Source organism: Bradyrhizobium sp., assembly GCF_027451485.1.
In the GTDB taxonomy this organism is placed as follows: domain Bacteria; phylum Pseudomonadota; class Alphaproteobacteria; order Rhizobiales; family Xanthobacteraceae; genus Bradyrhizobium.
In genome coordinates this window covers 1-26,464 of the sequence record NZ_DAIDJE010000165.1, presented here as the reverse complement: position 1 = coordinate 26,464, position 26,464 = coordinate 1, and the positions used below count along the sequence as shown (strand labels likewise).

The window sequence follows — 26,464 nt, the reverse complement described above, 5'->3', positions numbered from 1 at the left end:
CACTCAGCGATGGAGCCACATTCTGATCGCAAGCAGCAACTGCTCGGTGTTGACAGGCTTGGCGAGGTAATCGGAGGCCCCGGCCTCAAGGCATTTCTCCCGGTCTCCCTTCATCGCCTTGGCGGTCAAGGCAATGATCGGAAGCCGCCGGAACGCCGGGTTCGCCCGAATCACGCCGATGGTCTGATAACCGTCCATCTGCGGCATCATGATGTCCATCAGCACGACGGCGATTTCCGGGTTCGAGCCGACCAAAGCGATCGCCTCGCTGCCGGTCGTCGCCGTGAGCACTTTCATGCCTCGCCGTTCCAGGACGCTCGACAGCGCAAAGATGTTGCGGGCGTCGTCGTCGACGAGAAGGGCGGTGCGGCCCACCAGATCCTCGTCGGAACTGTTGAGCTTTTCCAGCATCCGCTGTTTCTCGACCGGCAATTCCGTGATCACGCGGTGCAGGAACAACGAGGTCTCGTCGAGCAGGCGCTCAGGCGATTCCACGCCCTTCACGACGATGCTGCGGGCCATGCTGTGCAGCTCCGCGTCTTCCTCGACCGAGAGTTCTCGGCCGGTAAAGACAACCACCGGAACCTCCGACAGGGATTCGTCCTTTCGGATGGAATCGAGTACCTCGAAGCCGCTCATATCGGGCAGTCTGAGATCGAGCACCACGCAGTCGCACGGCGAATCCCGCAGCGTCGTCAGGGCGCTGGCGCCGGTTTCGGCCGTGATGATCTCGATGTCGTCGTGGCCAAGCAGTTCCTTGATGCTCATCTGCTCGGCTGCGTTGTCTTCGACGATCAAGAGGCGCTTGCGGCGGGGCCTGGCATATTCCTTGATCTGCGTTAGAGCCGCCGCGACACCTTCGGTGGTCGTCGGCTTGTTGACGAAAGAGAAGGCACCCCGCGCCAACGCATGCTGCCGGTCCTCGTCGAGGGTGATGATCTGGACGGGAATGTGCCGCGTCAGCGGGTTGTGCTTGAGCTGGCTCAGCACGGTCCAGCCGAGCATGTCGGGAAGGAACACGTCGAGCGAAATGGCTGTCGGCTGATATTGCTTGGCGAGGTCGAGCGCTTCGGCGCCTCTCGTCGCGATCAGAACCTTGAAACCCTTGTCGCGAGCGAGATCCACCAGAACCCGCGCGTAGTGCGTATCGTCCTCGACGATCAGGAGAATGGTGTCGCCGGGCTCGAGGTTCAGCCGGTCGTCCGGCAACTGCTCGATGACGCGCTCCTGCGTGCTGGCATGCATCGCTGGTGCAAGGCCCGGCTGCGACGGTTGCGCAGGCACGTTGCCACGCGGCGCAACCGTCGGCCCGGAATATTTCAGCGGCAAATAGAGCGTGAATACGCTGCCCTTGCCGGGCGTGCTTTGCAGATGGATTTCGCCGCCGAGCAGGCTTGCCAGCTCGCGGCTGATCGCAAGGCCAAGCCCCGTACCACCGTATTTCCGGCTGGTGCCGGCGTCCGCCTGCTGGAACGCTTCGAAGATCAGCTTCTGCTTGTCCTGTGGAATGCCGATGCCGGTGTCGGACACCTCGAAAGCGACCACCGCGGGCGAATGATCGAGCACGGGGTGGTCGGCGCTCCAGCCGCCAAGCGCGGCCGAGACACTGAGGCGGACGCCGCCCTCTGCGGTGAACTTGAAGGCGTTGGAGAGCAGGTTCTTCAGGACCTGCTGCAACCGCTTGGAGTCGGTATGGATGCTTCGTCCAAGATGCGGATCGACCGCGAGGTCGAAGGTAAGATGCCGGTTTTCCGCTTCGTGACGGAATGGACGACCGATGGTTTCCAGCAGGTTGGCAACGAGGATTTCTTCGGCCTCGACCGTCACCGTCCCGGATTCGATCTTCGAAAGATCGAGAATGTCGCTGATCAGGTTCAACAGGTCGGTGCCGGCGCCATGGATGGTGCGCGCGAATTCGACCTGCTTCGGCGTCAAATTGCCGTCGGGATTTTCGGTCAGCTGCTGCCCCAGAATCAGGATGCTGTTGAGCGGCGTCCGGAGCTCGTGGGACATATTGGCGAGGAATTCCGACTTGTACTTGGAAGTCAGTGAAAGCTCGGTGGCTTTTTCCTCGAGCGCGCGTCGTGCCTGCTCGATTTCTTGGTTCTTGCGTTCCACCTCGACGTTGCGTTCGGCGAGCTGCTGGGCCTTCTGCTCGAGCTGCTCGTTTGTCTGTTGCAATTCCTTCTGCTGGGTCTGCAATTCGCCCGCGAGTTGTTGCGATTGCGTCAAGAGACCTTCGGTCTGCATCGTGGCCTCGATGCTGTTGAGCACGATGCCGATCGAGTCAGTGAGCTGTTCGAGGAAGGTCATCTGCGAGGTGGTGAAGCTCGAAACCGAAGCAAGTTCGATCACTGCCTTGACCTGGTTCTCGAACAGAACGGGCAGCACCACCAGGTTCTTCGGCGTCACGCGCATCAGTGCCGAATTGACCGGCATCGTGTCTTGCGGGATATCGGCAACCAGCCGTTGCCGCTTGTCCATGGCGCATTGCCCGATCAGGCCTTCGCCGAGCTGGATCACTTGCAGATGCGGATTGGCGCCGTCGCCGGCATAGGCGGCCAGCAGGCGCAGTTGCGGACTCTCCTCGTACTGGACCTGATAGATTACGCCCCGATGCGCATTGACCAGCGGCGTAAGCTCGGTGAGGAGCAGGCGGCCCACGGTGGCCAGGTCGCGCTGGCCCTGCAGCATGTTGGTGAAGCGGGCGAGGTTGGTCTTCAGCCAGTCCTGTTCGGTGTTGAGGTCGGTGGTGAGGCGGAGATTGGTGATCATGGTGTTGATGTTGTCTTTCAACTCCGCGACTTCGCCTCTGGCGTCGACCTGAATCGAACGGGTCAGGTCACCCTTGGTCACGGCAGTCGCCACTTCCGCGATGGCGCGAACCTGGGAGGTCAGGTTGGCCGCCAGCAGGTTGACGTTGCCGGTCAGATCCTTCCAGGTACCGGCTGCGCCCGGCACGTTCGCCTGACCGCCGAGGCGGCCTTCCACCCCGACCTCGCGCGCCACGCTCGTCACCTGTTCGGCGAAGGTCGCAAGCGTCTCGGTCATGTTGTTGATGGTCTCGGCGAGTGCCGCAACCTCGCCCTTCGATTTCACCGTGAGGTTCTGCTTCAGATCACCGTTGGCGACCGCGGTCACGACCTTGACGATGCCGCGCACCTGCTCCGTCAGGTTGGCAGCCATGAAGTTGACGGTGTCGGTCAGGTCTTTCCAGGTGCCGGCGACGCCCGGCACCTGCGCCTGGCCGCCGAGCTTGCCTTCGGTGCCGACCTCGCGCGCCACGCGGGTCACTTCGCCGGCGAAAGCGTTGAGCTGGTCCACCATCGTATTGATGGTGTTCTTCAGTTCGAGAATTTCACCCTTCACGTCCACGGTGATCTTGCGCGACAGGTCGCCGCGCGCCACAGCCGTGGTGACTTCGGCGATGTTACGGACCTGGGTGGTGAGGTGCGCGGCGAGCAGGTTGACGTTGTCGGTCAAGTCTTTCCAGGTTCCGCCGACGCCGGGCACGACGGCCTGGCCGCCGAGGCGGCCTTCGGTGCCGACCTCGCGCGCCACGCGCGTCACCTCGGCCGCGAACGAACGAAGCTGCTCGACCATGGTGTTCAGCGTGTCCTTGAGCAGCAGGATTTCGCCGCGCACGTCCACGGTGATCTTCTTCGACAGGTCGCCGCCCGCGATCGCGGTGGCGACTTCGGCGATGTTGCGGACCTGCGCGGTCAGGTTCGATGCCATGAAGTTGACGTTGTCGGTGAGGTCCTTCCAGGTGCCGGCCACTTCAGGCACCTGGGCCTGGCCGCCGAGCTTGCCTTCGGTCCCGACTTCGCGCGCCACGCGGGTGACTTCCGAAGCGAAGGCGTTGAGCTGGTCCACCATCGTGTTGATGGTGTTCTTCAGTTCGAGGATTTCGCCCTTCACGTCCACGGTGATCTTGCGCGACAGGTCGCCCCGCGCCACGGCGGTCGTCACCTCGGCGATATTGCGCACTTGCGCCGTCAGGTTGCCGGCCATCGAGTTGACGCTGTCGGTCAGGTCTTTCCAGGTACCGGCCACGCCAGGCACGTTGGCCTGGCCGCCGAGTCGGCCTTCGGTGCCGACCTCGCGCGCGACGCGCGTCACCTCGCCCGCAAAGCGGTTGAGCTGGTCGACCATGGTGTTGAGCGTTTCCTTGAGCTGAAGGATTTCGCCCGACACGTTCACGGTGATCTTCTTCGACAGGTCGCCTTTCGCCACCGCGGTCGCGACTTCGGCGATGTTGCGGACCTGGCCGGTGAGATTGCTGGCCATCGAGTTGACGCTGTCGGTGAGGTCTTTCCAGGTGCCTGCGACGCCGCGCACCTGCGCCTGACCGCCGAGTTTGCCTTCGGTGCCGACCTCGCGCGCCACGCGAGTCACCTCGCCGGCGAAGGCGTTGAGCTGGTCGACCATGGTGTTGATCGTGTCCTTCAGCTCGAGAATTTCGCCGCGCACGTCGACGGTGATCTTCTTGGACAAGTCGCCGTTGGCGACCGCCGTCGTCACTTCCGCGATGTTGCGGACCTGCGCGGTCAGGTTCGACGCCATCGAGTTGACGCTTTCGGTCAAGTCCTTCCAGGTGCCGGCGACACCGAGCACGTTGGCCTGGCCGCCTAGGCGTCCTTCGGTGCCGACCTCGCGCGCCACGCGCGTCACTTCGCCGGCGAAGGCATTGAGCTGGTCGACCATGGTATTGAGCGTTTCCTTGAGCTGAAGGATCTCGCCCGACACGTTCACGGTGATCTTCTTGGAAAGGTCGCCGCCGGCGATTGCGGTCGCGACGTCGGCGATATTGCGAACCTGCGCGGTCAGGTTCGAGGCCATGAAGTTGACGTTGTCGGTGAGATCCTTCCACGTGCCGGCGACGCCCGGCACCTGGGCCTGGCCGCCGAGCTTGCCTTCGGTGCCGACCTCGCGCGCCACGCGCGTCACTTCCGAGGCGAACGAGTTGAGCTGGTCCACCATGGTGTTGATGGTGTCCTTCAGCTCGAGAATTTCGCCGCGCACGTCGACCGTAATTTTGCGCGAAAGGTCGCCGCGTGCGACCGCCGTGGTGACGTTGGCGATATTGCGCACCTGGGCCGTCAGGTTGCCGCACATCGCGTTAACGGAGTCGGTCAAGTCCTTCCAGGTGCCGCCGACGCCGGGCACGATCGCCTGGCCGCCAAGCTTGCCGTCGGTGCCGACCTCGCGCGCCACGCGCGTCACTTCCGAGGCGAACGAACGCAACTGGTCCACCATCGTGTTGATGGCTTCCTTGAGCTGAAGAATCTCGCCGCGCACGTCGACGGTGATCTTCTTGGACAAGTCGCCGTTGGCGACCGCGATCGTCACTTCGGCGATATTGCGGACCTGACCGGTCAGGTTGTTGGCCATCGAGTTGACGCTCTCGGTCAGGTCTTTCCACACGCCCGTCACTTCGGGCACCTGCGCCTGGCCGCCGAGCTTGCCTTCCGTGCCGACTTCGCGTGCGACGCGCGTCACTTCGGACGTGAACACGGAAAGCTGCTTGATCATCGTGTTGACGAGGGTCGCCGATTGAAGGAACTCGCCGCCGAGCGGGCGGCCATCGACGTCGAGCTTCACGGTCTGCAACAGGTCGCCTTGCGCCACGGCGGCGACGGCGCGCGTCACCTCGCGCGTCGGCCACAGCAAATCATCGATCAGGGTATTGACCGAATTTTCCATATCGGCCCACGAGCCGCTGGCGAGACCAAACCGGACGCGCTGGCGCGTCTTGCCCTCGCGACCGACCACCTGGCCGACGCGCTCGAGCTGCTGCGCCATCCGCTGATTGGCCGCCACGATCTCGTTGAAGGTGTCCGCGATCTTGCCCTCGATGCCGAGATGATTTCCGGTCATTCGAACCGAGAAGTCGCCGCTGCGCATCGCCTGCAAGGCTTGCAGCAACTCCTGCGACGGGTCCGGCTTTCCGTTGGCGTAGGGCTTGATTTTGACGCGCCGACGCGTGGACGGGCCAGCCGAACCGAGTTCACTCATGGAAGTCCCCTCGAAGAAGCCGAAAAGGCGCGCTGCCCGCGCGCACAAGGGTCGGTCTTCGCACGATCAAATCGTGCGAACGGTCACAAAGCAAGAGAAATACATTTGATATTACAAGAAGATAGTAGGTGAGTTTCGAACTAGGGAAACTAATTCGGCAAATGAATATTCGTTCCACGCAAATTCAAAGATTTTTGCGAGCAGGCTTTCGGTGCCATCACGGTGTTCCGCGGCGGGAACCTCGCGTTCGGCCAGGGTGCCTGCTTCGCGAATATCTAGCGGCGCGGGACTTGCCGCCGCGGCGGCCGCGGAGTGCTGACAGCAGCTCGCGGGTCGAATTTCATCGTTATCTTGTTGGCGCCTTCGCTGACGTCGAGCAGCGTTTGCCGCGCCTCCTCCATGACGACTCCGGACTTCTTGTCAAACGTGCGCGCGAATTCGCGAATCTGGCGCATCCTATCGAATAGCTCCTCCGCCTTGCCATCTGTGAATCCAGGAAATGCGTTATCAATCCGTGCAATCACGCTATCGAAACCCGCGAAGGCGGCATCGGCCCTGGCAAGGGCCTGATCGATGGCATCGCCCTGGCCGGCCAGCGAAGCCGTATAGGTCTCGAAGCTCAACAGCCCATCCTTGATCGTCGTTTGATTGTCGACGAGAATCCGGTCGACATTGTGCAGCGTATCGCGGATCGACTGGATTTCGCTCAGGTCTGCCGTCAGCGTCGGAATGCCGTTCTTGCCGGTTGGCGGGGGCGGCTCGGCAGACTCGCCGCCGATCAGGGAAATCGCCGCAATGCCGGTGAGCCCCTGGAACTCAAGCCCCGCGACCGTGTCCTTCCGGATCGGCGCATTCTTATCGACCCTCACCTCGGCAATGACCTTGCGCGGGTTGTCGAGCTTGAGAGAAACGATCTCGCCCACCTGCACGCCATCGAAATTGACGCTGCCGCCCCGGCGCAGGCCGCTCGCCGAGCCTCCCTCGAACACGACGCGCAGCCGGGTTTGCTTGGAGACGGCGTGGAATTTCCGCACGCCGAGCAGACCCACGAACCCCGTCGCAAGAATCGCGAGCGTCACGGTTCCGATCACGAGATTGCCGGAGCGCTTCTTCATCGGGGAAGCCGCATTCAATAGACTGTCTAAAGACCCAATCGCCTGGATTTTCGTCAATTGTACGGGCAAAGCGCCTCAGGCGAAAGGCCGCCGCTGGTTTCTTGGGGGCTTCCGTCTCCAAGTCGGCCGGTTTTGCAGCATTGCCGCTGGCAGGTGGCCTGCTGTCCGGCAGACCGATCACGAGCGCAAGCCTAGGCAATCGTCCATTCTTCGGCGCTGGCGCCGGCCAGGGAACGAACGCGTGCATCATCGGCTGCGAGTTCGCGCGCGGTTCCCGAATAGACCACAATGCCGTCGTCGAGCACATAGGCGTCGTCGGCAATCTCCAGGCTCATGCGCGCATTCTGTTCAACCAGCAGCACCGAAATGCCCTCGGCCTTCATCTGCTGAACGATGCGGAATACCTCGCGCACGATCAGCGGCGCGAGGCCCTGGGAAGGCTCGTCGAGGATGAGCAGCTTCGGATTGAGCAACAGCGCCCGCGCGATGGAGAGCATTTCCTGCTCGCCACCGGACAACTGACGGCCGCGGTTGTCCTTGCGTTCCTCAAGGCGGGGAAAAAGCTGATAGATGCGCGGAATCGTCCAGGGACCGCCGCGCTCCAGCGGTACCTTGAGATTTTCCTCGACGCTGAGATTGGCGAAGATGCGCCGGCCTTCCGGAACGTAGCCGACCCCAAGCTCGGCGATGCGGAACGTCGGCCAGCGCGTCGTCTCCTGGCCGAACACCGTAACCTTGCCCTCACGCGGCGCGGTCAGCCCCATCAGGCTTCGCAGCGTGGTGGTTTTGCCGGCGCCGTTGCGGCCGAGCAGCGCGGTGATCTTGCCTTCGACGACCGAGAGGCTGACGCCATGGAGGATGTGGCTCTTGCCGTAATAGGTGTGGAGGCCTTCGGCAGTGAGTGCGGCGGTCATGCGGCGTTTCCGAGATAGGCGGCCTGAACGGTCTCGTTGGCGGCAATTTCCTTCGGGGTGCCCTGCGCCAGCATCCGGCCCTGGTCCAGCACGCAAATGCGATCAGCCAGATGGAAGACCACGCGCATGTCGTGTTCGATCAGCACGATCGTGTAGTTGCTGTCGCGGTGCAGCCGGCGGATCAGCTGGGTGATCTGATACGTCTCGCCGTCGCCCATGCCGGCGGTCGGCTCGTCGAGCAGAAGCAGATGCGGATTGAGCGCCAGCGCCATGGCGATTTCGGCCGCGCGCTGGTCGCCATGGGCAAGCTCGCCGACCAGTCGGTCAGCGCGGGCTTCCAGCGACACCAGCTTGAGCGTTTCTTCGACGCGATGGTGAAGTTTCAGGCTTTCGGCGCGGCTGATCCACGGCCGCAGGCGATATCCGCCGGCGACCTCCGCGGCGGTACGGACGTTTTCAAACACGGTCAGTTCAGGGAAGATTTCGGTGATCTGGAAGGTCCTCGCCATTCCGCGCACCACGCGTTCATGCGTCGAAAGCCGCGTAATATCGTTGCCGTCGAAAATGATGCTGCCGGACGTCGGGGGGAAGAAGCCGCTGATCAGGTTGAAGAAGGTGGTCTTGCCGGCGCCGTTGGGTCCGATGATGGCGCACAGTTCGCCCTTGGCCACGTTGAGCGAAACGTCGCGCACGGCAACCAGATTGCCGAACCGCTTGCTGACGTTGTTGATTTCCAGGACGTTCATGCCTTGCCCCGCTGCAAAAAGCCCAGCAGTCCACGTGGGAAGAACAGCACCACCAGGACAAACAGCAGGCCCAGAAAAGACATCCAGTTCACAGTGACGCTCGACAGATAGTCCTGTACGACGACGAACACCGCAGCGCCGAGCAGCGGTCCCCAGAAGTTGCGCATCCCGCCCATCACCGCCATCATGACGAAATCGCCGGACTGGCTGTAATGCAGGCCTCTGGGATCGGCGAAGTTGTTGACCAGCGCATAGAGCGCGCCGGCAAATCCCATGAAGAAGCAGGACAGTGTGAAGGCGATCCAGATGTGCCGCTCGATCGGGATGCCGAGGAAACGGGCGCGGCGTTCATTTTCGCGGATGGCGATCATGGTGCGGCCGAACGGAGAGCCGAGGATGAATCCCATGGCGCCGACCGCTAGCGCAAAGCAGAACAGCACGAAATAGTAGAAGGCGTTGGCGTCCGACAGGATATCGAGCTTGAACAGTCCGAGATCGATCGGCTGACGTTCGAAGCCGCGCAATCCGTCGTCGCCGCCGGTCAGCGAGCTCCATTGGAAGGCGATGTAATAGAACACCTGGCCGAAGGCGATCGTCACCATCGCAAAATAGACGCCGCGCCGCCTGACGAGCAGTGTGCCGAGAACCGCGCCGCAAACGCCGCCCAGAAGCATGCCGAGCACGAGGGCGAGCGGCGTGCTCGGGGCGAGGAATTTCAGCGTCAATCCGGCGCCATAGGCGCCGAGCCCGAACCAGGCGGCGTGACCGAATGACAGCACGCCGGTGAAGCCCAACAGGAAATTCACCGACATCGCGGCGAGCCCCAGCACGAGCACGCGGGTGGCGAGCGCGGTGTAGCCGCCGAGCGGCACCATCCAATAGGGAGCAAGGATCAAGGCGATCCAGATCGCCGCCAGGACGATCAGCTTGCGGCTTTGTTTGGCGCTCAAGTCAGCATTCCTTCTTCGCCGAACAATCCGCGCGGACGCACCAGCAGCACGACCGCCATCAGCACGTACATGACCGCCTCGCTCGCGGCCGGATAGAACACCGCCGTCAGTCCGGACGCCACGCCGATCAAAAGTCCGCCGAACAGCGTTCCGGGGAGGCTGCCGATGCCGCCGACGATGATGGCGATGAAGCTCGGCATCAGGAGGCCGGTGCCCATCGTCGGCTCCAGTCCCAATTGTCCGGCGGCAAGCACGCCGCTGAGCCCGGCGAGGAAGATACCGACGGCAAAATTGAGCGACCGCAACATTTGCACGTTGATCCCGAGCGCGGCGACGGTTTCAAGGTCGAGCGCGCCGGCGCGGATGCGAACGCCGAGCCGCGTGTAGCGGAGCAGCAGGAACAGAAGCGCCACAGCGATCATCACCGTGCCCACCATGAAAAGGCGGTAGCCGGTGATGAAGAAAAAGTCGTTGCTCAGCGGTTGCGACAGAAAGGGCGGAACGGTGACCGGCTTGCCTTGCGGACCGAAGATGAAGCGGGTGCCGTCCTCGATCATGAAAGCAAGGCCGAAGGTCAGCAGCAGGCTGTAGAGCGGATCGCGCCCGTAAAGCGGCCGGATCAGCACGCGCTCGGTGATCAGCCCGAGGATCGCCGTCAGCGGCGGCGCCACCACCAGCGCGCCCCAGAAGCCGACATAGGGGGTGATCGCGTAGGCGATATAGCCGCCGATGACGAGAAAGCCGCCATGGGCGAAATTAATGACGTTGCTCAGATTGAGAATGAGCGAAAGGCCAAGTGCCATCAGCACGTAGAACGCACCGATGATGAGCCCATTGGTGACGTTAAACAGAAGCAGTTGCGTCATAATTCACCGAGAACATTCCTTCAACGCTTGATTCGGGAGGCTTTTGCTCCCGGATCAGCCGGTCAGCCGTTAGCCGCACTTAGGTCGGCCACTTGATCGTACAGCCGGTTTCGTCGACAGGCGGCGCCGTCTTGTCGCCGGCAACGACTTCATCGACTTTGTAGAGGTCTTCCGGATCGTCCTTGCCGGTGGATTGGGCCTCGCCGACAAAGGCCGACGTCATCAACTGATGATCGCCCTTGCGATAATAGACCTTGTTCGGTTGCAGCTTGACGTCGTCAGGCAGTTCGAAATTCTCAAGTGCTCCGGAAAGCTTGACGGCGTCGAGCGTCTTTTGCTGGTTCGCGACCAGGGCAAAGCTCATCGCCGAGGTGTAGCCAAACCAGTGCCGCGCGGTCGGCACATGGCCGTTGTTGACCTTGCGGATGTCGGCGACGAATTTGTCGACGCCGGCGACGCCGGGCTGTTTCCAGTACCATTCGAACATCCAGGTGCCGATCCGTGCTTCCGGCGGAAGACCCGCGAGCGATTCCAGTTCCTGCTGGGTGCCCGCGACATGGATCTGCTTGTTCAGACCGAATTGCACGATCTGCTTCAGACAATTGATCATGTCGGAGCCCTGCACCAACAAGATCATCACATCCGGATTGGCGGCCCGCGCCTTGATCAAATAGGCGGAGAAATCCGTGGTGCCGAGCGGGGTCAGTTCGTTGCCGGTCACCGTGCCGCCGAGCTTTTTCAGATCGGCAGTGCAGGCGTCAAACAGCGTGTGGCCGAACGCATAGTCGGGCGTGATGAAGTGCCATTTCTTGCCGTACTTCTTGAACAGCACGCCGCAAACGGAATTGGCTTCCATCCGCGTCGTGTTGCAAACGCGGAAGACGTTCCATTTGCAGTCCTTTCCAGTAATCGAGTCGGTGTGACCGCCGGAGACGATGTGCAGGATCTTCTTTTCGTTGGTCACCTGGGCGATCGCGGCGGCAATCGCCGAATTGACGTCGCCGATCATGAAGCTGACCTGGTCACGCTCGATCAGCTTGCGGGCCTTCTGTACGCCCGTGCCAACGTCGTTGGCGGAATCCTCGACAAGCAGTTCGACCTGTCGTCCCAATATGCCGCCTTTCGCATTGATATGCTCCACGGCGAGCTTGGCGCCCATCACCTCGTTGCCGGCCGGCGCGGCATAGACGCCGGTAAGCGGATCGACCATGCCGATGCGCAGCGGCGCTTCACCACGTGCCTGGATCAGAAAGGGTGAGGCGACCTGGAAGGCACCCAATGCCGCGGCGCCCTTCACCAGCGAGCGACGATTGAATTTTGGGCCGAAAGTCTGCGAACTCATAAAACGCTCCTCCTTATTATTACTGTTTTGAATTTCGCGGCCGTCACCTCGAGGGTTCCGGCCGCGATTGATCCACTGTTAAAATGAGTTCAGGCCGGCCAACGTATCTTGCAGCCGGTAGCCTCGGCAGGGCCAGCCGCTTTCTCTCCGGGCACGGGGTTGTGCACCGTGAACATGTTGTCGGGGTCGCCCTTGGGGGGATGCGCTTCGCCGACAAAGACGGTGCTCATCAGTTCATGGTCGCCTTCACGGAAGGCCGGTGCGCCCGGCTGAAGCGCGATTTCCGGCGGCAGCTTGAATCCCGCAAGCGCTCTGGCGAGCTTGACGGAATCCAGCGTCTTTTCCTGATTTGCGATCGTCGCGAGGGTCTGCACCGAGGCATAGCCGAACCAGTTACGCGCTGTCGCGGAGGCGCCGGTGATTTTTTTCATCGAGGCGTTGAATTCGGCGACATGAGGGACCCCCGGCTGGTCCCACCACCACTCCATGGTCCACCATCCGACACGCGCGCCGTCAGGTACGGCGCGAATGCTCTCGAGTTCGAACAAGGTGCCTCCGACCGCCATCTGCTTGTCGAGGCCGAACTGGACGAACTGCTTGAGGCTGGAGACCTGGTCGCCGCCGCCCATCACGTTGATCAACACCTGCGGTGCGTAAGCCTTCGCCTGAATCAGGTAGGCCGAATAGTCGGGCGTCCCCAGCGGAACCAGCGACGCGGCGGAGGTGCCTCCGGCGGCTTTCAGTAGTTTTTCGAAGCCAGCCTGAACGGAATGACCGTAGGCATAGTCGGGCGTCAGGAAATACCAGCGCTTGCCGAATTTCTCGATCAGCGTCGAGGCAATCGCGTTGGCGTCCATCGCGGTGGAATTGCAGATACGAAATACGTTCCAGGTGCAGTTCTTCCCGGTGATCGGATCGGTGTGACCACCGGATACGATATGGAGGATTTTCTTCTCGCTGGTGACCTGGGCCATCGCGATCGCGATACCCGAATTGACGTCACCGATGATGAAACTGACCTGGTCGCGCTCGATCAGCTTTCGCGTTTTCTGGACGCCGGTGCCGACGTCATTGGCCGAATCCTCGACGAGGAGTTCGACCGGCCGGCCCATGATGCCGCCCTTCTTGTTGATCTCCGCGGTGCCGTAACGCGCGCCTTCCACCTCCGAGACGGCCTGCAGCGAGAGACTGCCGGTCAACGGATCAACGAACCCCACCTTGATCGGTACCTCGCCGAGCGCGGAGACGATGAACGGCGCGGCAAGCTGCGATGCGCCGATGGCGGCGGCACCCTGGAGCACACGACGGCGACCGAATCCGCCCGACTTGCGTTGGACCATTCCGTTATCCTCCCTGTGAACATGGACCGCGTTGGCGGCGCTATGCCACGCACCCGCGAAACCCACGCCGCTCGTTGGCGGTGTTATGGCAGCTTTATGGCGAAGCCGCGCACACCATGCAAGAGGGAAGTCGCGTCGTATTATCTTGATTCGTCGCAAGCTGCGGTCCGCGCCCCGTGTTCCGCCGGGCGCCGTGGCGGGCTTTTCGCTTGGCGGGCGGCGGGGCATCATGAAGCCGCAACCGGAGCAATCATCTCGCCATGCGCCATCGTGGTCTGATTTTCGGCATTTTCCTCGCCCCCTTTCATCGCCTCGGTGACAACCCGACGCTTGCGATGCGGCGCGACATCGACCTCATCGAATGGCTCGACCATCTCGGCTTCGACGAGGCCTGGGTCGGCGAGCACCATTCCGCGGGGTGGGAGACCATCGCCTCGCCGGAGCTGATCATCGCCGCCGCGGCGGAGCGGACGAAGCACATCCGCATCGGCTCCGGCGTGACCTCGCTGCCCTATCACAACCCGTTCCTGGTGGCGCAGCGGTTCACCCAGCTCGACCACATGACCCGCGGGCGCGCCATGCTCGGCTGTGGGCCGGGCGCGCTGGTGTCCGACGCCTACATGCTCGGCATCGAGCCCGCGGTGCAGCGCCGGCGTATGGACGAGGCGCTCGATGTGATCATCGCCCTGCTCGCCGGCGAGACGGTGACGCGCGAGGCCGACTGGTTCACGCTGCGCCAGGCGCGGCTGCACCTCGCCCCCTACACCTATCCGCGTTTCCCGATCGCGGTGGCCAGCACCCTGACGCCCGCGGGCGTCGCGGCGGCGGGGCGGCACGGCCTTGGCGTGCTCTCGCTCGGCGCCGGGCTGCCGGGTGGTGCCGATGCGCTCGCGAAACAATGGGCCATCGCCGAGGAGACCGCTGCCCAGCACGGCAAGACGATGGACCGTCGCGAATGGCGGCTCGTACTCAACCTGCACGTGGCGGAGGACGACGAGCAGGCGCTGGCCGAGGTGCGCGTGGGCGAGCGGCTCGAGACCGTGACCTATTTCGAGGAAACGCTGGCCCGGCCACCGGGCCGCGCCGAGGACCCGCTACGCGAGGGTGTCGCCGCAGGTACGACGCTCGTGGGCTCACCCGAGACCGTCGCCCGCGGCATCGAGCAGCTGATCGAGCGCGCTGGCGGCGACATCGGCGGGGTGATGTTCCGCGCCCATGACTGGGCGAACCGTGAGCAGACCTGGCGCAGCTACGAGCTGTTCGCGCGCTGGGTCATGCCGCGCTTCCAGGGCTCCGCGGACGCCATCGCCGCGTCCAATGCCTGGACCCGTTCCAATCGCGATACGATCTTCCGGCCCAATGTCGATGCGATCCGCCGCGCCTATACCGACGCGGGCAAGCCGGTGCCGGAGCAATTCGACGCGCGGGTTTCTGGCGCCACGCCCAAGGGGGCGTGAGCCACCCGACCGGGCCCGGCGGCAAACCACCGCCGGCCCCGGCCGGATGGGATCGGGTCGGTCAGTGCCAGCCGCCTTGCATCGATCCCATCATTCCCATGCCCCGTCGCATCATGGGCATGCCAGAGGGACCAGGCGCCGCGATGCCTGGGAGCAACGTCCGCGCCTTGGCCTTCTGTGCGTCGTCCAGCGAGGCCATCAATGTGCTGGCGGCGGCCTTCACGTCGGTCAAGGCCGTATCGCGCCGTTGCATCTGCCTGGTCATGAACGCGATCCTGTCCTTCAGCGGCATCGCCCGGATTGCCTGCGGATCGATCGCCTGGCGGTCGGCACGCATCCGCGCCGCGGTCGCCTCGATCGCCTTGGTATAGGTCTCCCAGGCATTGGCCTGCCCCGGCTTGATACCGAGCGCGGTTTTCAGGGCCCCCAGGCGGGCGGCAGGGTCGCCGAACTCGTGCCCCTGCGGACCTCCCATCATGCCCGGCCCCATGCCCATCGGGCCATGCATGAACGGGGGACCGAAGCCTGGACCGGCGGTCTGAGCGATGGCGATGGCGCCGATGCCGCCGGCTGCGAGCAGAGTGGCCCCGACGACCAGGATCCTGGTGACATTCTTCATCGAGATGATCCTTGTGTTACCGCGGCAGCGTATCGGCCGCGACGCCCTATCTGGCGCTCATCTGTCACCAGGTTTTGCCGGCGGCCGCCCGATTTGTGGCAAGATGTGGCAGACGCCGCATCGGACAAATCTCGCTACAATTATCCTGCGGACCCGCGATCGAAAGCGACCTAGGTTCCACCAATGAATTCCGGCCCGCATATCCTGATCGTCGATGATCATCGCGAGATCCGTGATCTGGTGTCGCGAGTGCTCAGCCTTGAGGGATTTCGTGTGAGCGTCGCGGCCGATGGCAAGGCCATGCGCAAGGTCCTGGCCGACAGCCGCATCGATCTCATTCTGCTTGATCTGATGCTGCCGGGCGAGGATGGGCTGTCGCTGTGCCGCGGCGTTCGCGCCGAAAGCCGTGTGCCGATCATCATGCTCACCGCCAAGGGCGACGAGGTGGATCGGGTCATCGGTCTGGAGATGGGGGCCGACGACTACCTGCCCAAGCCGTTCGGCAGCCGCGAGTTGATCGCCCGCATCCGGGCAGTGCTGCGTCGCAGCCAAGCGAACGATGTCGCGATCGAACGCCAGGCGGCATCGACGCACTACCGGTTCGATCGCTGGGTTCTGGAGACCGCAAGGCGGGAATTGCTGCGCGATGATGGCGTCACCGTGCCGCTCAGCACCGGTGAATACGAACTGCTGCTGGCGTTGGTTGAACGGCCGCAGCGTGTGTTGAGCCGCGAGCAGCTTCTCGATCTGGCGCGCGGCCGCGCCGCCACGGCGTTCGATCGTAGTATCGACACCCAGATCAGTCGTCTGCGCAAGAAGCTCGAACGCGATCCGGCCGAACCGCGGATGATCAAGACCATCTGGGGCGGCGGATACATGTTCGCGATGGCGGTGGAACGGATATGACGCGATTTCTGCCGCGCACGCTGGCCAGCCAGATGATTCTGATCCTGCTCAGCGGGCTCGTGATCTCGCACCTTCTTGCAGGCTGGTTCTACACCGCCGAGCGTCAGCAGGCGGTGCGGGCCATCAGCGGCTACGCGGCGGCGCAGCGCATCGCCAATCTAGCGCGGCTGATCGATGAGGCTCCCGAGGATTGGCGCGCCCGCATCGTCGCTGCCGCCAGCGATCCGACCCTGCGCGTCTCGTTGTCCGCGCAGCCCCGTCCGGATACCCAAACCGCGCCCGATACGGCGGACAGGTCGTTCCAACGCTATCTGGCGGAACAATTGCCGCCGGCGCTGGCGACGGGGCTGCGCGTCGCCGTGAGCGGAACCTTGGGTCCGCCCTTCGCGGGAATGGGGCCAGGGGGGCCAATGTTCGGTCGGATGATCGGGCGGGGAGCACCGATGTTCGCTCGGATGATGGGGCCTGGCATCGGCCGCTTCGGCGACTGGCGCAGCATGCGGGCGAGCATCCGGCTCACCAACGGGCAGTTTCTCCTGTTCAACGCGGCGTTACCCGAATCCGGTCCCTCGACGTCGTGGCAATTCCTGGTGGCCATGCTGCTGATGTCGGGCATCGTCGTGCTCGCTTCGCTCTGGGCCGTCCGGCGCGTCACCGCCCCGCTCGGCACGGTCATTCGGGCGGCCGAGCGCCTCGGGCGCGATGTCAACGCCCCACCGATCGTCGAAGCCGGCAGCCGCGAGATGCGCCAGGCGGCGCAGGTCTTCAACGAGATGCAGGCTCGCCTGCAACGAATATTGGAAACCCGCACGCGCATGTTGGCCGCCCTGTCCCATGATTTGCGCACACCGCTCACGCTGTTGCGGCTACGCCTTGAAGCCCTGCCCGAACGCGAGGAGCGTGATCGCATGCTCGCGAATATCGCCGATCTCGATGTGATGATCGCCGCTATCCTGAATTTCGCGCGCGACGAGGCCGCCACCGAACCCCTGCGACGAACCGACCTGACCGCGCTGCTGATGGCGATCGTGGACGACATGGCCGATGCCGGGCTTGCGGTCAGCATGACCCCGACGGAATCGGTCATCCTCGAATGTCGGCCTGGGGCCTTGCGCCGCGTGGTCAGCAATCTGCTGGACAACGCCCTCAAATACGGCAAGACGGCTCGGGTCGAGCTTCTTGCATCGCCGAGCACGATAACGATCGCCATCGACGACGAAGGTCCTGGTATCCCCGAGGCCGAACGGCAAAACGTGTTCGAGCCTTTCTATCGCCTTGAGCCATCGCGCAGCCGCGAGACCGGTGGCACCGGACTTGGCCTGGCGATCGCGCAGTCGATCGCGCAAGCCAATGGCGGGCAAATAACGCTGATCAATCGAGCGGCGGGTGGTCTGCGTGCCGTCCTGTCGCTGCCGCGATGACCGCCGGGTGTGCGCTGCCTCGCCGGGCGGCAGGCGCTGGCCCCGGCGCTACTGCCTGGCAAGCGTCGCGTGGACGACGCCACCTTGTGGCGCATAGGGGCCGGCGATGGGGCCGGCGAGCGTGCCAGCGAGCGTGCCGTCGGGCTGCATGACATAGACGGCGGTGGCGCCGCTCGGCAGGTGCAGCACCAGCTTGTCGCCAAAGAAGCGGGCCGTGCCCCGTATGAAGCCGGGGTTATCGACCTGCCACGCTGTCGCGATTCCCCATTCGTAGATGACGCGCGCGGTGGGCGGCGTCACGCTTTCAACAACGAGCGTGGTGGCGAGCTTGCCGTCCCAGGTGCCGTTCCAGTTTCCCACGAAGGCGGCGAGGGCCTTGGGCCCGGCGGCCATGGCCGATGCGCCGCCTTGCTGGGCACACCCGGCCAGGACCACGAGGAGAGCTGCGGCTTTCCATTGCATCGGAGTGTTCCTTGGTGTTGGCCGAGGCTTGCCCATTCCCGGCAGCTTTGCAAGCGCGTTCGAAATGAACCCGCCTCAGGCAGCGCCACCGCGGACGCGCTCGATCAGGGCCAGCGGATCCGCGGGCAGCGCATCGCCACGCCAGGCCACGTGCTGGTCGGGCCGCGACAGCACCAGCTTTCGCGGATAGAGGCTCGCCGTCTCCGGCGCATCGAGGTCCAGCACCGCGAGTGGCAGCCTCCGCTTTCGTGCGACGGCGAGAAGCGGGTGCACATCGATGTCGGGGTCCACCCGCAGCAGCGTGAAATCCGGACCCATCGCGTCATAAAGCGAGCGCCCGTCGCGCAGCCAGAGATGCGGTGTGCGACAGCCCGGCACGGTGGAAGGCGTGAAGTCATACATGCCATAGGGCGGCGGCGCCTCGCCGTCATAGGCGATGATCGGCGAGGAGTCATAGAAATAGCCGAAATTCAGACCGCCGCAGCAATACTGGTTGACGTTGAGATCGTAGAGCGCGCGGCCAACGCGGGCGCGGGCCGCCTCGCCCTCGTGCCCTGGCGCCTCGATCTCGGGCGGCACGGCGTCGCGCTGGCGGCCAAGTGCCAGCGCATGGTCCATGGCAAAGCGCGAGACCTGTTCGGTGATCGGCAGACGCTCGGCCTCATAGGCGTCGAGAATCGCGGGTGTCCCCCATCCCTTCAGGGCGGCCGCCAGCAGCCAGGCAAGATTCGCCGCGTCGGCGATGCCGGCGTTCATGCCATAGCCCGCCATCGGCACCCAGATATGGGCGGCATCGCCGCACAGGAAAACCCGGCGGTCGCGGAAACGCTCGGCGAGCAGACGGCGGCCGATCCAGTCCTCCTTGCTTATTATATCATAGTCGAAACGATCATCGACGCCCAGGATCAGGCGGATGCAGCGATCGCGATCGACGGCTTCGAAATCCTCCTCGTCCGGTCGGAGATAATTGTGCACGAGCCAGGTCTGCCGCCCGTCGATCGCATACATGTTGCCGCTGCGCCGCGGATTGATCGAGAACGTCGCCCAGGCCGGAGGCTCGCGCATCAGGCCGAGCAGGGAAGGGGCGCGGATGAAGGTGGACTGCACCCGCTGCACCACCGCATCGCCGACCAGGCGCGCGCCGATCGCGTGGCGGATTTCCGAGCGCGCGCCGTCGCAGCCGACCAGATAGTCGCAGGCGATCTGCCGGACCTGGCCGCTGTCGAGGTCGCGCAGCGTCGCGGTGACGCCGTCATCCGTCTGCACGAAGCCCTCGACCGCGGTGCGATGAAGCAGGCGCAGCCCCGGCATGGCGGCGGCGTGGCGGACCAGCACCGGCTCCAGATAGATCTGGTTGATGCGGTGCGGTGGCTCGGGAGTCGGCCACCAGCCGTCGGGCCCGTCCTTTCTGGTATAGCGCTCGGCGCGGCAGGGGATGGCGATGCGCGACAGCTCGGTGCCGGTCGCGGTGGTGCGATAGGCGACATCGTTGGGATAGTCCGCCGGCAGTCCCGCCTCGCGCAGCGCCGCCGCGACGCCGAGGCGACGGAAGATCTCCATCGAGCGGGCGGCGACATGGTTGCATTTCACGCTCGGCGGTTCGCCGGTGTGGCGCAGCTCGGCGACGGTCACCGCGATGCCGCGCCACGCCAGATCCATCGCCAGCGTCATGCCCACCGGGCCGCCGCCGACCACCAGAACCTGCGTGCGCGCGAGCTGCGTCATCGGGATCAGGACACCGGGATGCGAAAGAATTCCAGCAGCGCGCGGGCCTGTCCCTCGATCATCGCCTTGCCGCCCGCGGCGCGACAGCCGGCCTGCCTTGCCGCGGCCAGCAGCGGCGTCACCTCCGGATCGGTGACGATGTCGATCACCCCGGCTACGTCGTCAAGCGGCCCGAGTGGCGCCGGCAGCCCGTCGCCCGGTCGCATGCCGACCGGTGTGGCGTTGATAACGACGTCATAGCCGCGCGCGACCGGCTCTGCCGTCGTGGCGGCGCAGCCCGGTGCCGCCTGCCGTGCAAGGGCTGCCACCCCGGCCGCCCTGGTGCGATCGAGATCATGGATACCGAGCCGCGCCACCCCGGCCTGGGCGAGCGCCACCGCGATGGCCCGCCCCGCTCCGCCCGCGCCCAGCAGCAGCACCGCCGCCCCCCGCGCGCTCAGGCCCAGCCCCTCCAGCGCGCGCAACAGGCCGGCGCCATCGAACATGTCAGCACTCCAGGTGCCGTCCGTCTCGCGGCGCAGCGTGTTGGCGGCACCGACCAGGGAAGCGGTGGGCAGGACGGTATCGGCAAGCGAGAGAACCCGTTGTTTGAACGGAACGGTGAGGATCATCCCGTCGAGATTGGCGAGCTGCATCAACCCCCGCATCACCGGCTCGAAATGCGCCTGCTTCACGTGCAGCGGCAGCAGCACCGCGTCCGTGCCCGAGGCGGCGATCAGCGGGTTGCAGATGGCGGGCGCGCCGACCTGCGCGATCGGATCGCCCACGATGCCGAGCAGCCTGGTCCGCCCGGTGATGCGCCCGGTCGTGTGCTGGGCGAAATCCTGTTCCCCGCTCATCGCAGCCCCGCTCAGGTTTCGTCGGCGATCGGGTTGGTCAGCGTACCGACTCCCGAGATCTCCACCTCCACCGTGTCGCCGGGCTTCATCCACAACGGCGGCTTGTGATAGGCGCCCACACCGCCGGTGGTGCCGGTGATGACGACATCGCCCGGCTCCAGCACCGTGAAGCCAGAGCAATAGGCGACGAGCCGAGCGACGCCGAACACCAGGTCGTCGATCGTCGCGCGCTGCACTTCCTGACCGTTGAGCCGGGTGACCAGGCTCGAGCGGGTGATGTCGCCTACGTCGTCCGGCGTGACGAGAAAAGGCCCGAAGGCGCCGGTTGCCGGAACATTCTTGCCCGGTGTGAACTGCGTGGAATGGCGCTGCCATTCGCGGATCGACCCGTCATTATAGCAGGAATACCCGGCAACGACGGACATTGCCTCCGCTTCCGATACGTGCCGGCAACGTTTACCGATGACGAAGGCGAGCTCGCCCTCGTAGTCGAACGTGGGCGAAACCTTGGGCCGGATCATCGGCTGCCCGTGCCCGACCTGGGTGTTGGCCCAGCGGGTGAAGATCGTCGGCATCGCCGGCGGCTCGCGCCCGCCTTCGCGGATGTGGGTGAGATAGTTGAGACCGACGCAGATGATCTTGTCCGGGTCCGGAATCGGCGGCAGATAGGTCAGGCCGGCGAGGCCGAGGCGCCGCGCTGCCGCCGGCACCGTGATCGGCCGGCCAGCGGCGAGGGCCGCGCGCAACGTGGGCGCGCTTGCCGTGAGGTCGGCGACCTTGTCGCCCTCGACCACACCCCAGCCGTCGCGGCCCGATGCGTCGCGGAAGCTCATCAGTTTCATCGTGGCGTCTCCCCTTTCTGTGCGATCAGTTGTTCGAACAGGCGCCGCCACGTCGCCAGCACCGGCGCCTGCATGAAATCGCGTTCGTAACGCTCCCGCGCGTTGCTGGCGAGCCGCGCCGCGAACCCCGCGTCGCCCAGCACCCGCGCGACCCCCGCCGCCAGCGCCGCCGCGTCCTCAAGCGGTACCACGATCCCAGTCTCGTCCTGCGCGATCAGCTCCGCGGGGCCAAGGGCCGCCAGCGCCACGACCGGTCGCCGTGCCGACCAGGCCTCCAGCACCATGTTGCCCAGCGGCTCGCCGCGGGAGGAGCAGAGAAAGATGTCGCATGCCGCGAGCAACGCCCCCGCGTCGCGGCGCCAGCCCAGGAAATGCGCGCGCTGGGCGACGCCGAGTTCCGCGGCCAGGGTCCGCAGTGCCGCCTCCTCGGGCCCGCTGCCGGCAATCGCGAGATGCGCGCCGGGTATCCTCGCGAGGGCCTTGAGCGCGATGTCGAAGCCCTTGTCGCGATGCAGGCGGCCAAGCCCGAGCAGCATCGGTGCGGCCGCGGGGATGCCGAGTGCCGCGCGGTCGGCGGCCGCCACGCCATCGAAATCATCGACGAAATTCGGGAGGTAATGCGTGCGGGATGGCGGAATGCCCTGCCCGCGCAGCCAGGTCACGATGCCGTGCGTGTTGCCGACCAGGTGCTCGCAGGCGCGGAAGTATTTCGGGTCGTAATAGCCACCGAGGCGCCCGACGAGGACCCAGTCGCCGCGCGGCGCATGCATCGAGGCACGGCTCATCCAGGTCATCGCGATCGCAGGCCCGAAGCGGCGCAACGCTCGGCCGATGCGCGGGCGCGTCAGGATGTCGATCGGGCCGCCGAAGCGCAGTTGCACCGGCTCGAGCCCGGCCGCGCGCAGCCGTCCCGCGCGCGGCGCGTCGGTGCGGATGATGGGGAGCACGCTCTCGCCGGCGCCCGCCTGCGCGATCGCCATGCGCTCGTAGAACAGCTCGGCGCCACCGTCGCGCGCGCCTGCCATGATATGCGCGATACGCATCACGCCGCTCCCAGCAGGAGCATGGCCGCGTCCAGCGCCTGCGCGACCGGCAGACCCGCCATCGTCCCGTCCGCGGCCATGCTCGCGGCGGCTCGCCGCCCTGCCGGTGCGTATTCGGCGGCCGGCGTCGGGCCGAACAGGCCGAGCGTCGGCGCCCCGGCCGCGGCGGCGAGGTGCATCAGCCCGGAATCATTGCCGATAAACAACGAGGCGCGTTTGAGACAGGCGGCCGCTTCCGGCAGCGAGAGGCGGCCGGCGAGGTCGATCGCGGCGGGGAAGGCGGCCAGCACCGGTGCCGCGAGCTCGCGCTCCATGGCACCGGGCCCGGCCATGACCGCGATCGCCGCCCCCGCCAGCGCCCCGGCGAGCAGGCGCTGGCCCAGCTCGACGAACCGCTCCGCGGGCCAGATCTTGCCGGTCCAGTTGGCGGTCGGCGCCAACACGAGAAGCCGTCCCGGCGGCAGCAGCGCGTCGGCGCGGGCTTCGTCCTCGGGCGCCGTCCAGACCACTGGCAGCGGCGGCGGATCGAGGCCGAGCACGGCGGCGAGCTGCGCCACTTTCGCCCCCTGGCACCGGCGCATGCGGGCCCGGCGTCTCGCCGGCACCAGATAGGGCAGCGCCGAGGCGCGGATATCGACCACCAGGTCCCACCGCGTGAACGCGCTCGCCGCCCACAGCGGCAGCCAGTGCCGCCGGTCGCGACGCTTCTCCATCAGGATCAGCCGCTCGAGGCGCGGCATGCGCAGGAACACACCCTCCGCCACCGTTCCGCAGGCAACGGTGAAGCGCGCTTGCGGATAGGTTCGCAGCAGATGGTCGAGCAGGCCGGTGGAGAGTACCGCATCGCCGATGCGGTTGGACGTGACAAAGAGAATCCGCCTCATGCGCCGCGCGCGGCTGGCGCTGCCCGGGCGAGCGCCACCCCGAACCCCGCCATCATATAGCCGATGCCGGAGGTATAGACGTCGAAGGCGGAGCTCGATGAGGCGATCGGCCAGAAATGCACGAGGATCGCGACCAAGACCCCAGCCCGCAGCGTCTGTTCCGGTGTGGTGGCGCCACGCCACAGGCCGCGCCCGGTCACCAGCATCCAGGCCAGCACCGCGGCGGCGAAGAACACCAGCCCGGGCAGGCCGGCATTGGTCAGCGCCTCGAAATAGATGTTGTGCGGATGGATGTTGCAGATGCCCGCGCCGCCACCCGCCACCAGGTGCTGACCCAGCTCCGGAAAGGCGCGGAAATTCTGCGGATCGGCGCAGGCGTGGCGGAACCCGTCGAAGCCCCAGCCGAGCCAGGGATGGTTCTGCGCCATCGCCAGCGCGCGCAGATAGAGCGAGCCATAGGGGCTGTCGGGGAAATGCAGCATCGTGTTGGCGAACAGCGTCACCAGCCGGTGATGCGCCTGCGGCGAGAACAGCACGGTGCCCAGCACCAGCAACGGCACCAGCACCAGGAAGCCCAGTGCCAGCTTGCGCAGGCGTGGCAGCAGCAGCGCCGTGGTCGCCAACCCCAGCAGCAGCAGCAGCACCGGCATGCGCTGGCCGATCAACACCATGGTGACGACGGTCAGCAGCAACAGAACCGTGGCACCCGCGAGCCGGGCCCGCGCCACCCAGGGCAGCAGCACCGGGAACAGCATGCGCACCAGCGGCGCGCTGGCCCGCGGCTCATAGAACGGGCCGGTCAGCGAGCCATCCGCCCAGCGCCGGAACTCCCACAGATCGAAGCCAGTGAACTGCTGCAGCCAGACATTGCCGCCGATATACAGCACCGCGACCGTCAGCATGCGCATGAACCAGGTCTGCACGGCCTCCTCGGCCAGCACCACCCGGCTCAGCGCGGGGATCAGCAGGAACCAGCGGATCGATGCCAGCGCCTGGATGAAGGCGGGCATGCCGCCGGCGGCATGGCCGGGCAGCGAGCAGATCAGTTGCCACGCCCAGAACAGCAGCCCGGGCAGCACCTCGGGCGCGCGCAGCCAGCGCCATGACCGGGTCGCCGCCATCTGCCACAGAAAGACCAGGTCGGCGGTGGCGACGGCCACCTCCGCCAACGCGCGCGCATGCAACAGGAACAGCGGCAGCAGCGCCACCGCCCCCTGTGCCGCACGCAGCGCCCAACGCGGCGGCGCCCAACGCGGCGGCGCCACGGACCGGGGTCCGGCCACCATCAGTGCAGCTTGGGTCCGCGCAGAAAACTCTGCCGGTCGGCCGAGGTGATGCGCACCGCGATGCGCGACCCGTCGCGGCCGACGCGCAGCAGCACGGTCGAGCCGGCGGGCCCGGCCTGCCACACCTTGCGCCACAGAGCCGCGAGGTCCGACACATCCTCGTCGCCCACGCCGATGATCCGGTCGCCCTGCTGAATTCCGGCGCGCGCCGCCGGGCCTTTTTCCGCGAGACCACCCACCACGATGCCTTCCTCGCCCTCCATCGCATAGACGCCGAGCCAGGGGCGGGCGGGACCGCTGCGGCGGCCAAGCGTCAGCAGGTCGTCGAGCACCGGCCGCAGGGCCGCGACGGGCACCACCATGTTCATGTCCATCCGCCGCTTACCGTCGCCCTGCTGGAGGATCAGCGAGCCGGTGCCGAGCAGCTTGCCATCGGGCGAGATCAGCGCCGAGCCGGACCAGAACGGGTGCGCCGGCGCGATGAAGATCGCGTTGTCCACGACATATTCCCAGTAGCCGGCGAATTCCTGCCGGCTGACGATGCGGGTCTCGATCGCGTGCCGCCGCCCGCCGCCCGCCGCCATGATCGCCTCGGCGCCAACCGCCAGCGCCTCGGAGTCGCCGAACTCCAGCACCGGCAGGTGCAGTTGGCCCAACGCCTGCACCAGGCCGAGCCCGGAATTGCTGTCGAACGCCAGCGGATGGCCCGGCACGGCACGCCCGTCCGCGGTGATCAGCCAGACGGACTCAGCCTCCTGGATCAGGTAGCCGATGGTCAGTACCAGCCCGTCCTCGCGGATAACGACGCCATTGCCGATGCGCTCCGTGCCCAGCGTGCCGGCGGTGAAGGCGTCGTTCGGCACATTGGCCCGCAGTCCCACCACCGCGTTGAGCGCCCGCTCCAGGTCGAAGCGGTAATCGTCCGGGTGCGGCTGCAGGTTAGCAGGGATTTCCCAGTCCTCGGGCTCCATCGTGGGTCCACATCTCCTCGTCCCGCACTATATGCGGCCGCGCCCGTGCCTCGGCAATGGCGGCCAGCGGCGCCGGCCGTGGCGCGGCACCTCAGTCGAGCGTCGCCAGCAGGCCCGCGAGCAGGCGTGTGCGTGCCAGCACCGTCGCCTCGTCGATATGCTCGTCGAGCGTGTGGAACCCGTCGCCGCCAAGGCCAAGCCCGTCGAGCGAGGCGATGCCCATCGCGCCGGTGAAATTCGCGTCCGAACCGCCGCCGGCACTCTGCGGCGGGATGGCGAAGCCGAGCCCGTGCGCGATGCGGCTCGCGCGCTCCCACAGCGCCATCGTCGACGCGTCGGCTTCCCAGACCGGGCGGACCACGGTGCGCACGGCGCGGAACCGCACGCCCTGACCGATCGGCCCCAGCGCCTCCATGGTGGCGACGGCGCGGTCGAGGTCGGCCTGGCGCCGTGCCATGGTCAGTGCCTGCGCGGTGCAGGTGGTGGCGACGCAGTTGACCCACTCGCCGCCGCGCAGCACGCCGACGCTGAACGTCGCATCCGCCGTGGTCATCGCCTCGATGGCGAGAATCTGGCGGGCCATTTCCGCGATCGCGCTGCGCCCTTCGGCCAGCCGCGCGCCGGCATGGCTCGGCTTGCCCTCCGCCTCGAGGCGAAACCGCGCGATGGCGTAGCGGCCGGTGACGACACCGCCATCCGGGCGTGCCGGTTCCGGTAC

General features: G+C 65.7%; 21 protein-coding genes. 3 read left to right on the top strand and 18 right to left on the bottom strand.

Annotated features, from left to right (window positions below; all coding sequences use genetic code 11):
- Nucleotides 1-3: 3 nt before the first annotated feature.
- The 8 genes from NEZ08_RS20290 to NEZ08_RS20255 all read right to left on the bottom strand — a co-directional run bounded on the left by NEZ08_RS20290 (nt 4) and on the right by NEZ08_RS20255 (nt 13,291).
- Nucleotides 4-6,018 carry a HAMP domain-containing protein gene (locus tag NEZ08_RS20290; RefSeq protein ID WP_298110893.1) on the bottom strand — a complete coding sequence of 2,005 codons (6,015 nt, stop codon included), beginning with the start codon at nt 6,016-6,018 and terminating at the stop codon, nt 4-6.
- Between the two features lie 275 nt (nt 6,019-6,293).
- Nucleotides 6,294-7,133 (bottom strand): MlaD family protein, encoded by an 840-nt coding sequence (locus NEZ08_RS20285; RefSeq protein ID WP_298110890.1) that lies wholly within the window; start codon nt 7,131-7,133, stop codon nt 6,294-6,296.
- A 191-nt stretch (nt 7,134-7,324) separates the two neighbouring features.
- Complete coding sequence (locus NEZ08_RS20280) at nt 7,325-8,047, bottom strand: ABC transporter ATP-binding protein (RefSeq protein WP_298110887.1); 723 nt, start codon at nt 8,045-8,047, stop codon at nt 7,325-7,327.
- The gene (locus tag NEZ08_RS20275; RefSeq protein WP_298110884.1) at nt 8,044-8,793 is read right to left on the bottom strand and encodes an ABC transporter ATP-binding protein; all 750 of its coding nucleotides are present in this window, start codon (nt 8,791-8,793) and stop codon (nt 8,044-8,046) included. Before NEZ08_RS20275 ends, NEZ08_RS20280 begins: the two co-directional genes overlap by 4 nt.
- Nucleotides 8,790-9,743 carry a branched-chain amino acid ABC transporter permease gene (locus NEZ08_RS20270; RefSeq protein ID WP_298110882.1) on the bottom strand — a complete coding sequence of 318 codons (954 nt, stop codon included), beginning with the start codon at nt 9,741-9,743 and terminating at the stop codon, nt 8,790-8,792. Before NEZ08_RS20270 ends, NEZ08_RS20275 begins: the two co-directional genes overlap by 4 nt.
- On the bottom strand, nt 9,740-10,609 hold the full coding sequence (locus tag NEZ08_RS20265) for a branched-chain amino acid ABC transporter permease (protein WP_298110880.1): 870 nt from the start codon (nt 10,607-10,609) through the stop codon (nt 9,740-9,742). The genes NEZ08_RS20270 and NEZ08_RS20265 overlap by 4 nt, the downstream gene beginning before the upstream one ends.
- Before the next feature lie 79 nt (nt 10,610-10,688).
- Nucleotides 10,689-11,951 carry an ABC transporter substrate-binding protein gene (locus NEZ08_RS20260; protein WP_298110878.1) on the bottom strand — a complete coding sequence of 421 codons (1,263 nt, stop codon included), beginning with the start codon at nt 11,949-11,951 and terminating at the stop codon, nt 10,689-10,691.
- 89 nt (nt 11,952-12,040) lie between these two features.
- Nucleotides 12,041-13,291, bottom strand: coding sequence for an ABC transporter substrate-binding protein (locus NEZ08_RS20255; RefSeq protein ID WP_298110876.1), 1,251 nt, complete (start codon nt 13,289-13,291; stop codon nt 12,041-12,043).
- A 260-nt stretch (nt 13,292-13,551) separates the two neighbouring features.
- Between NEZ08_RS20255 and NEZ08_RS20250 the strand changes: the two genes are divergently transcribed.
- On the top strand, nt 13,552-14,748 hold the full coding sequence (locus NEZ08_RS20250; RefSeq protein ID WP_298110874.1) for an LLM class flavin-dependent oxidoreductase: 1,197 nt from the start codon (nt 13,552-13,554) through the stop codon (nt 14,746-14,748).
- Between the two features lie 61 nt (nt 14,749-14,809).
- Here NEZ08_RS20250 and NEZ08_RS20245 read toward each other — a convergent pair whose 3' ends face one another.
- Complete coding sequence (locus NEZ08_RS20245) at nt 14,810-15,367, bottom strand: Spy/CpxP family protein refolding chaperone (protein WP_298110871.1); 558 nt, start codon at nt 15,365-15,367, stop codon at nt 14,810-14,812.
- Between the two features lie 183 nt (nt 15,368-15,550).
- On the opposite strand from NEZ08_RS20245, the gene NEZ08_RS20240 reads away from it, so the two are divergent.
- On the top strand, nt 15,551-16,273 hold the full coding sequence (locus NEZ08_RS20240) for a response regulator (RefSeq protein ID WP_298110869.1): 723 nt from the start codon (nt 15,551-15,553) through the stop codon (nt 16,271-16,273).
- A gap of 32 nt (nt 16,274-16,305) precedes the next feature.
- Nucleotides 16,306-17,694, top strand: a complete 1,389-nt coding sequence (locus tag NEZ08_RS20235; protein WP_298110866.1) for a HAMP domain-containing sensor histidine kinase — start codon at nt 16,306-16,308, stop codon at nt 17,692-17,694.
- Between the two features lie 48 nt (nt 17,695-17,742).
- Here the strand turns inward: NEZ08_RS20235 and NEZ08_RS20230 are convergent, their stop codons facing one another.
- The 9 genes from NEZ08_RS20230 to NEZ08_RS20190 all read right to left on the bottom strand — a co-directional run.
- Nucleotides 17,743-18,156: a hypothetical protein gene (locus NEZ08_RS20230; RefSeq protein ID WP_298110863.1), complete on the bottom strand. Its 414-nt coding sequence runs from the start codon at nt 18,154-18,156 to the stop codon at nt 17,743-17,745.
- Between the two features lie 75 nt (nt 18,157-18,231).
- Complete coding sequence (locus NEZ08_RS20225; protein ID WP_298110860.1) at nt 18,232-19,881, bottom strand: FAD-dependent oxidoreductase; 1,650 nt, start codon at nt 19,879-19,881, stop codon at nt 18,232-18,234.
- A gap of 5 nt (nt 19,882-19,886) precedes the next feature.
- Complete coding sequence (locus NEZ08_RS20220) at nt 19,887-20,720, bottom strand: hypothetical protein (protein WP_298110858.1); 834 nt, start codon at nt 20,718-20,720, stop codon at nt 19,887-19,889.
- 11 nt (nt 20,721-20,731) lie between these two features.
- Nucleotides 20,732-21,562, bottom strand: a complete 831-nt coding sequence (locus NEZ08_RS20215; protein ID WP_298110855.1) for a fumarylacetoacetate hydrolase family protein — start codon at nt 21,560-21,562, stop codon at nt 20,732-20,734.
- Nucleotides 21,559-22,605 carry a glycosyltransferase gene (locus NEZ08_RS20210; RefSeq protein WP_298110852.1) on the bottom strand — a complete coding sequence of 349 codons (1,047 nt, stop codon included), beginning with the start codon at nt 22,603-22,605 and terminating at the stop codon, nt 21,559-21,561. The genes NEZ08_RS20215 and NEZ08_RS20210 overlap by 4 nt, the downstream gene beginning before the upstream one ends.
- Nucleotides 22,605-23,489 (bottom strand): glycosyltransferase family 9 protein, encoded by an 885-nt coding sequence (locus NEZ08_RS20205; RefSeq protein ID WP_298110850.1) that lies wholly within the window; start codon nt 23,487-23,489, stop codon nt 22,605-22,607. The genes NEZ08_RS20210 and NEZ08_RS20205 overlap by 1 nt, the downstream gene beginning before the upstream one ends.
- Complete coding sequence (locus tag NEZ08_RS20200; protein WP_298110847.1) at nt 23,486-24,754, bottom strand: O-antigen ligase; 1,269 nt, start codon at nt 24,752-24,754, stop codon at nt 23,486-23,488. Before NEZ08_RS20200 ends, NEZ08_RS20205 begins: the two co-directional genes overlap by 4 nt.
- A gap of 20 nt (nt 24,755-24,774) precedes the next feature.
- The gene (locus NEZ08_RS20195; protein WP_298110844.1) at nt 24,775-25,746 is read right to left on the bottom strand and encodes a S1C family serine protease; all 972 of its coding nucleotides are present in this window, start codon (nt 25,744-25,746) and stop codon (nt 24,775-24,777) included.
- Between the two features lie 91 nt (nt 25,747-25,837).
- Nucleotides 25,838-26,464: M20/M25/M40 family metallo-hydrolase (locus NEZ08_RS20190; protein ID WP_298110841.1), on the bottom strand; the 627-nt coding region annotated here is incomplete at its 5' end.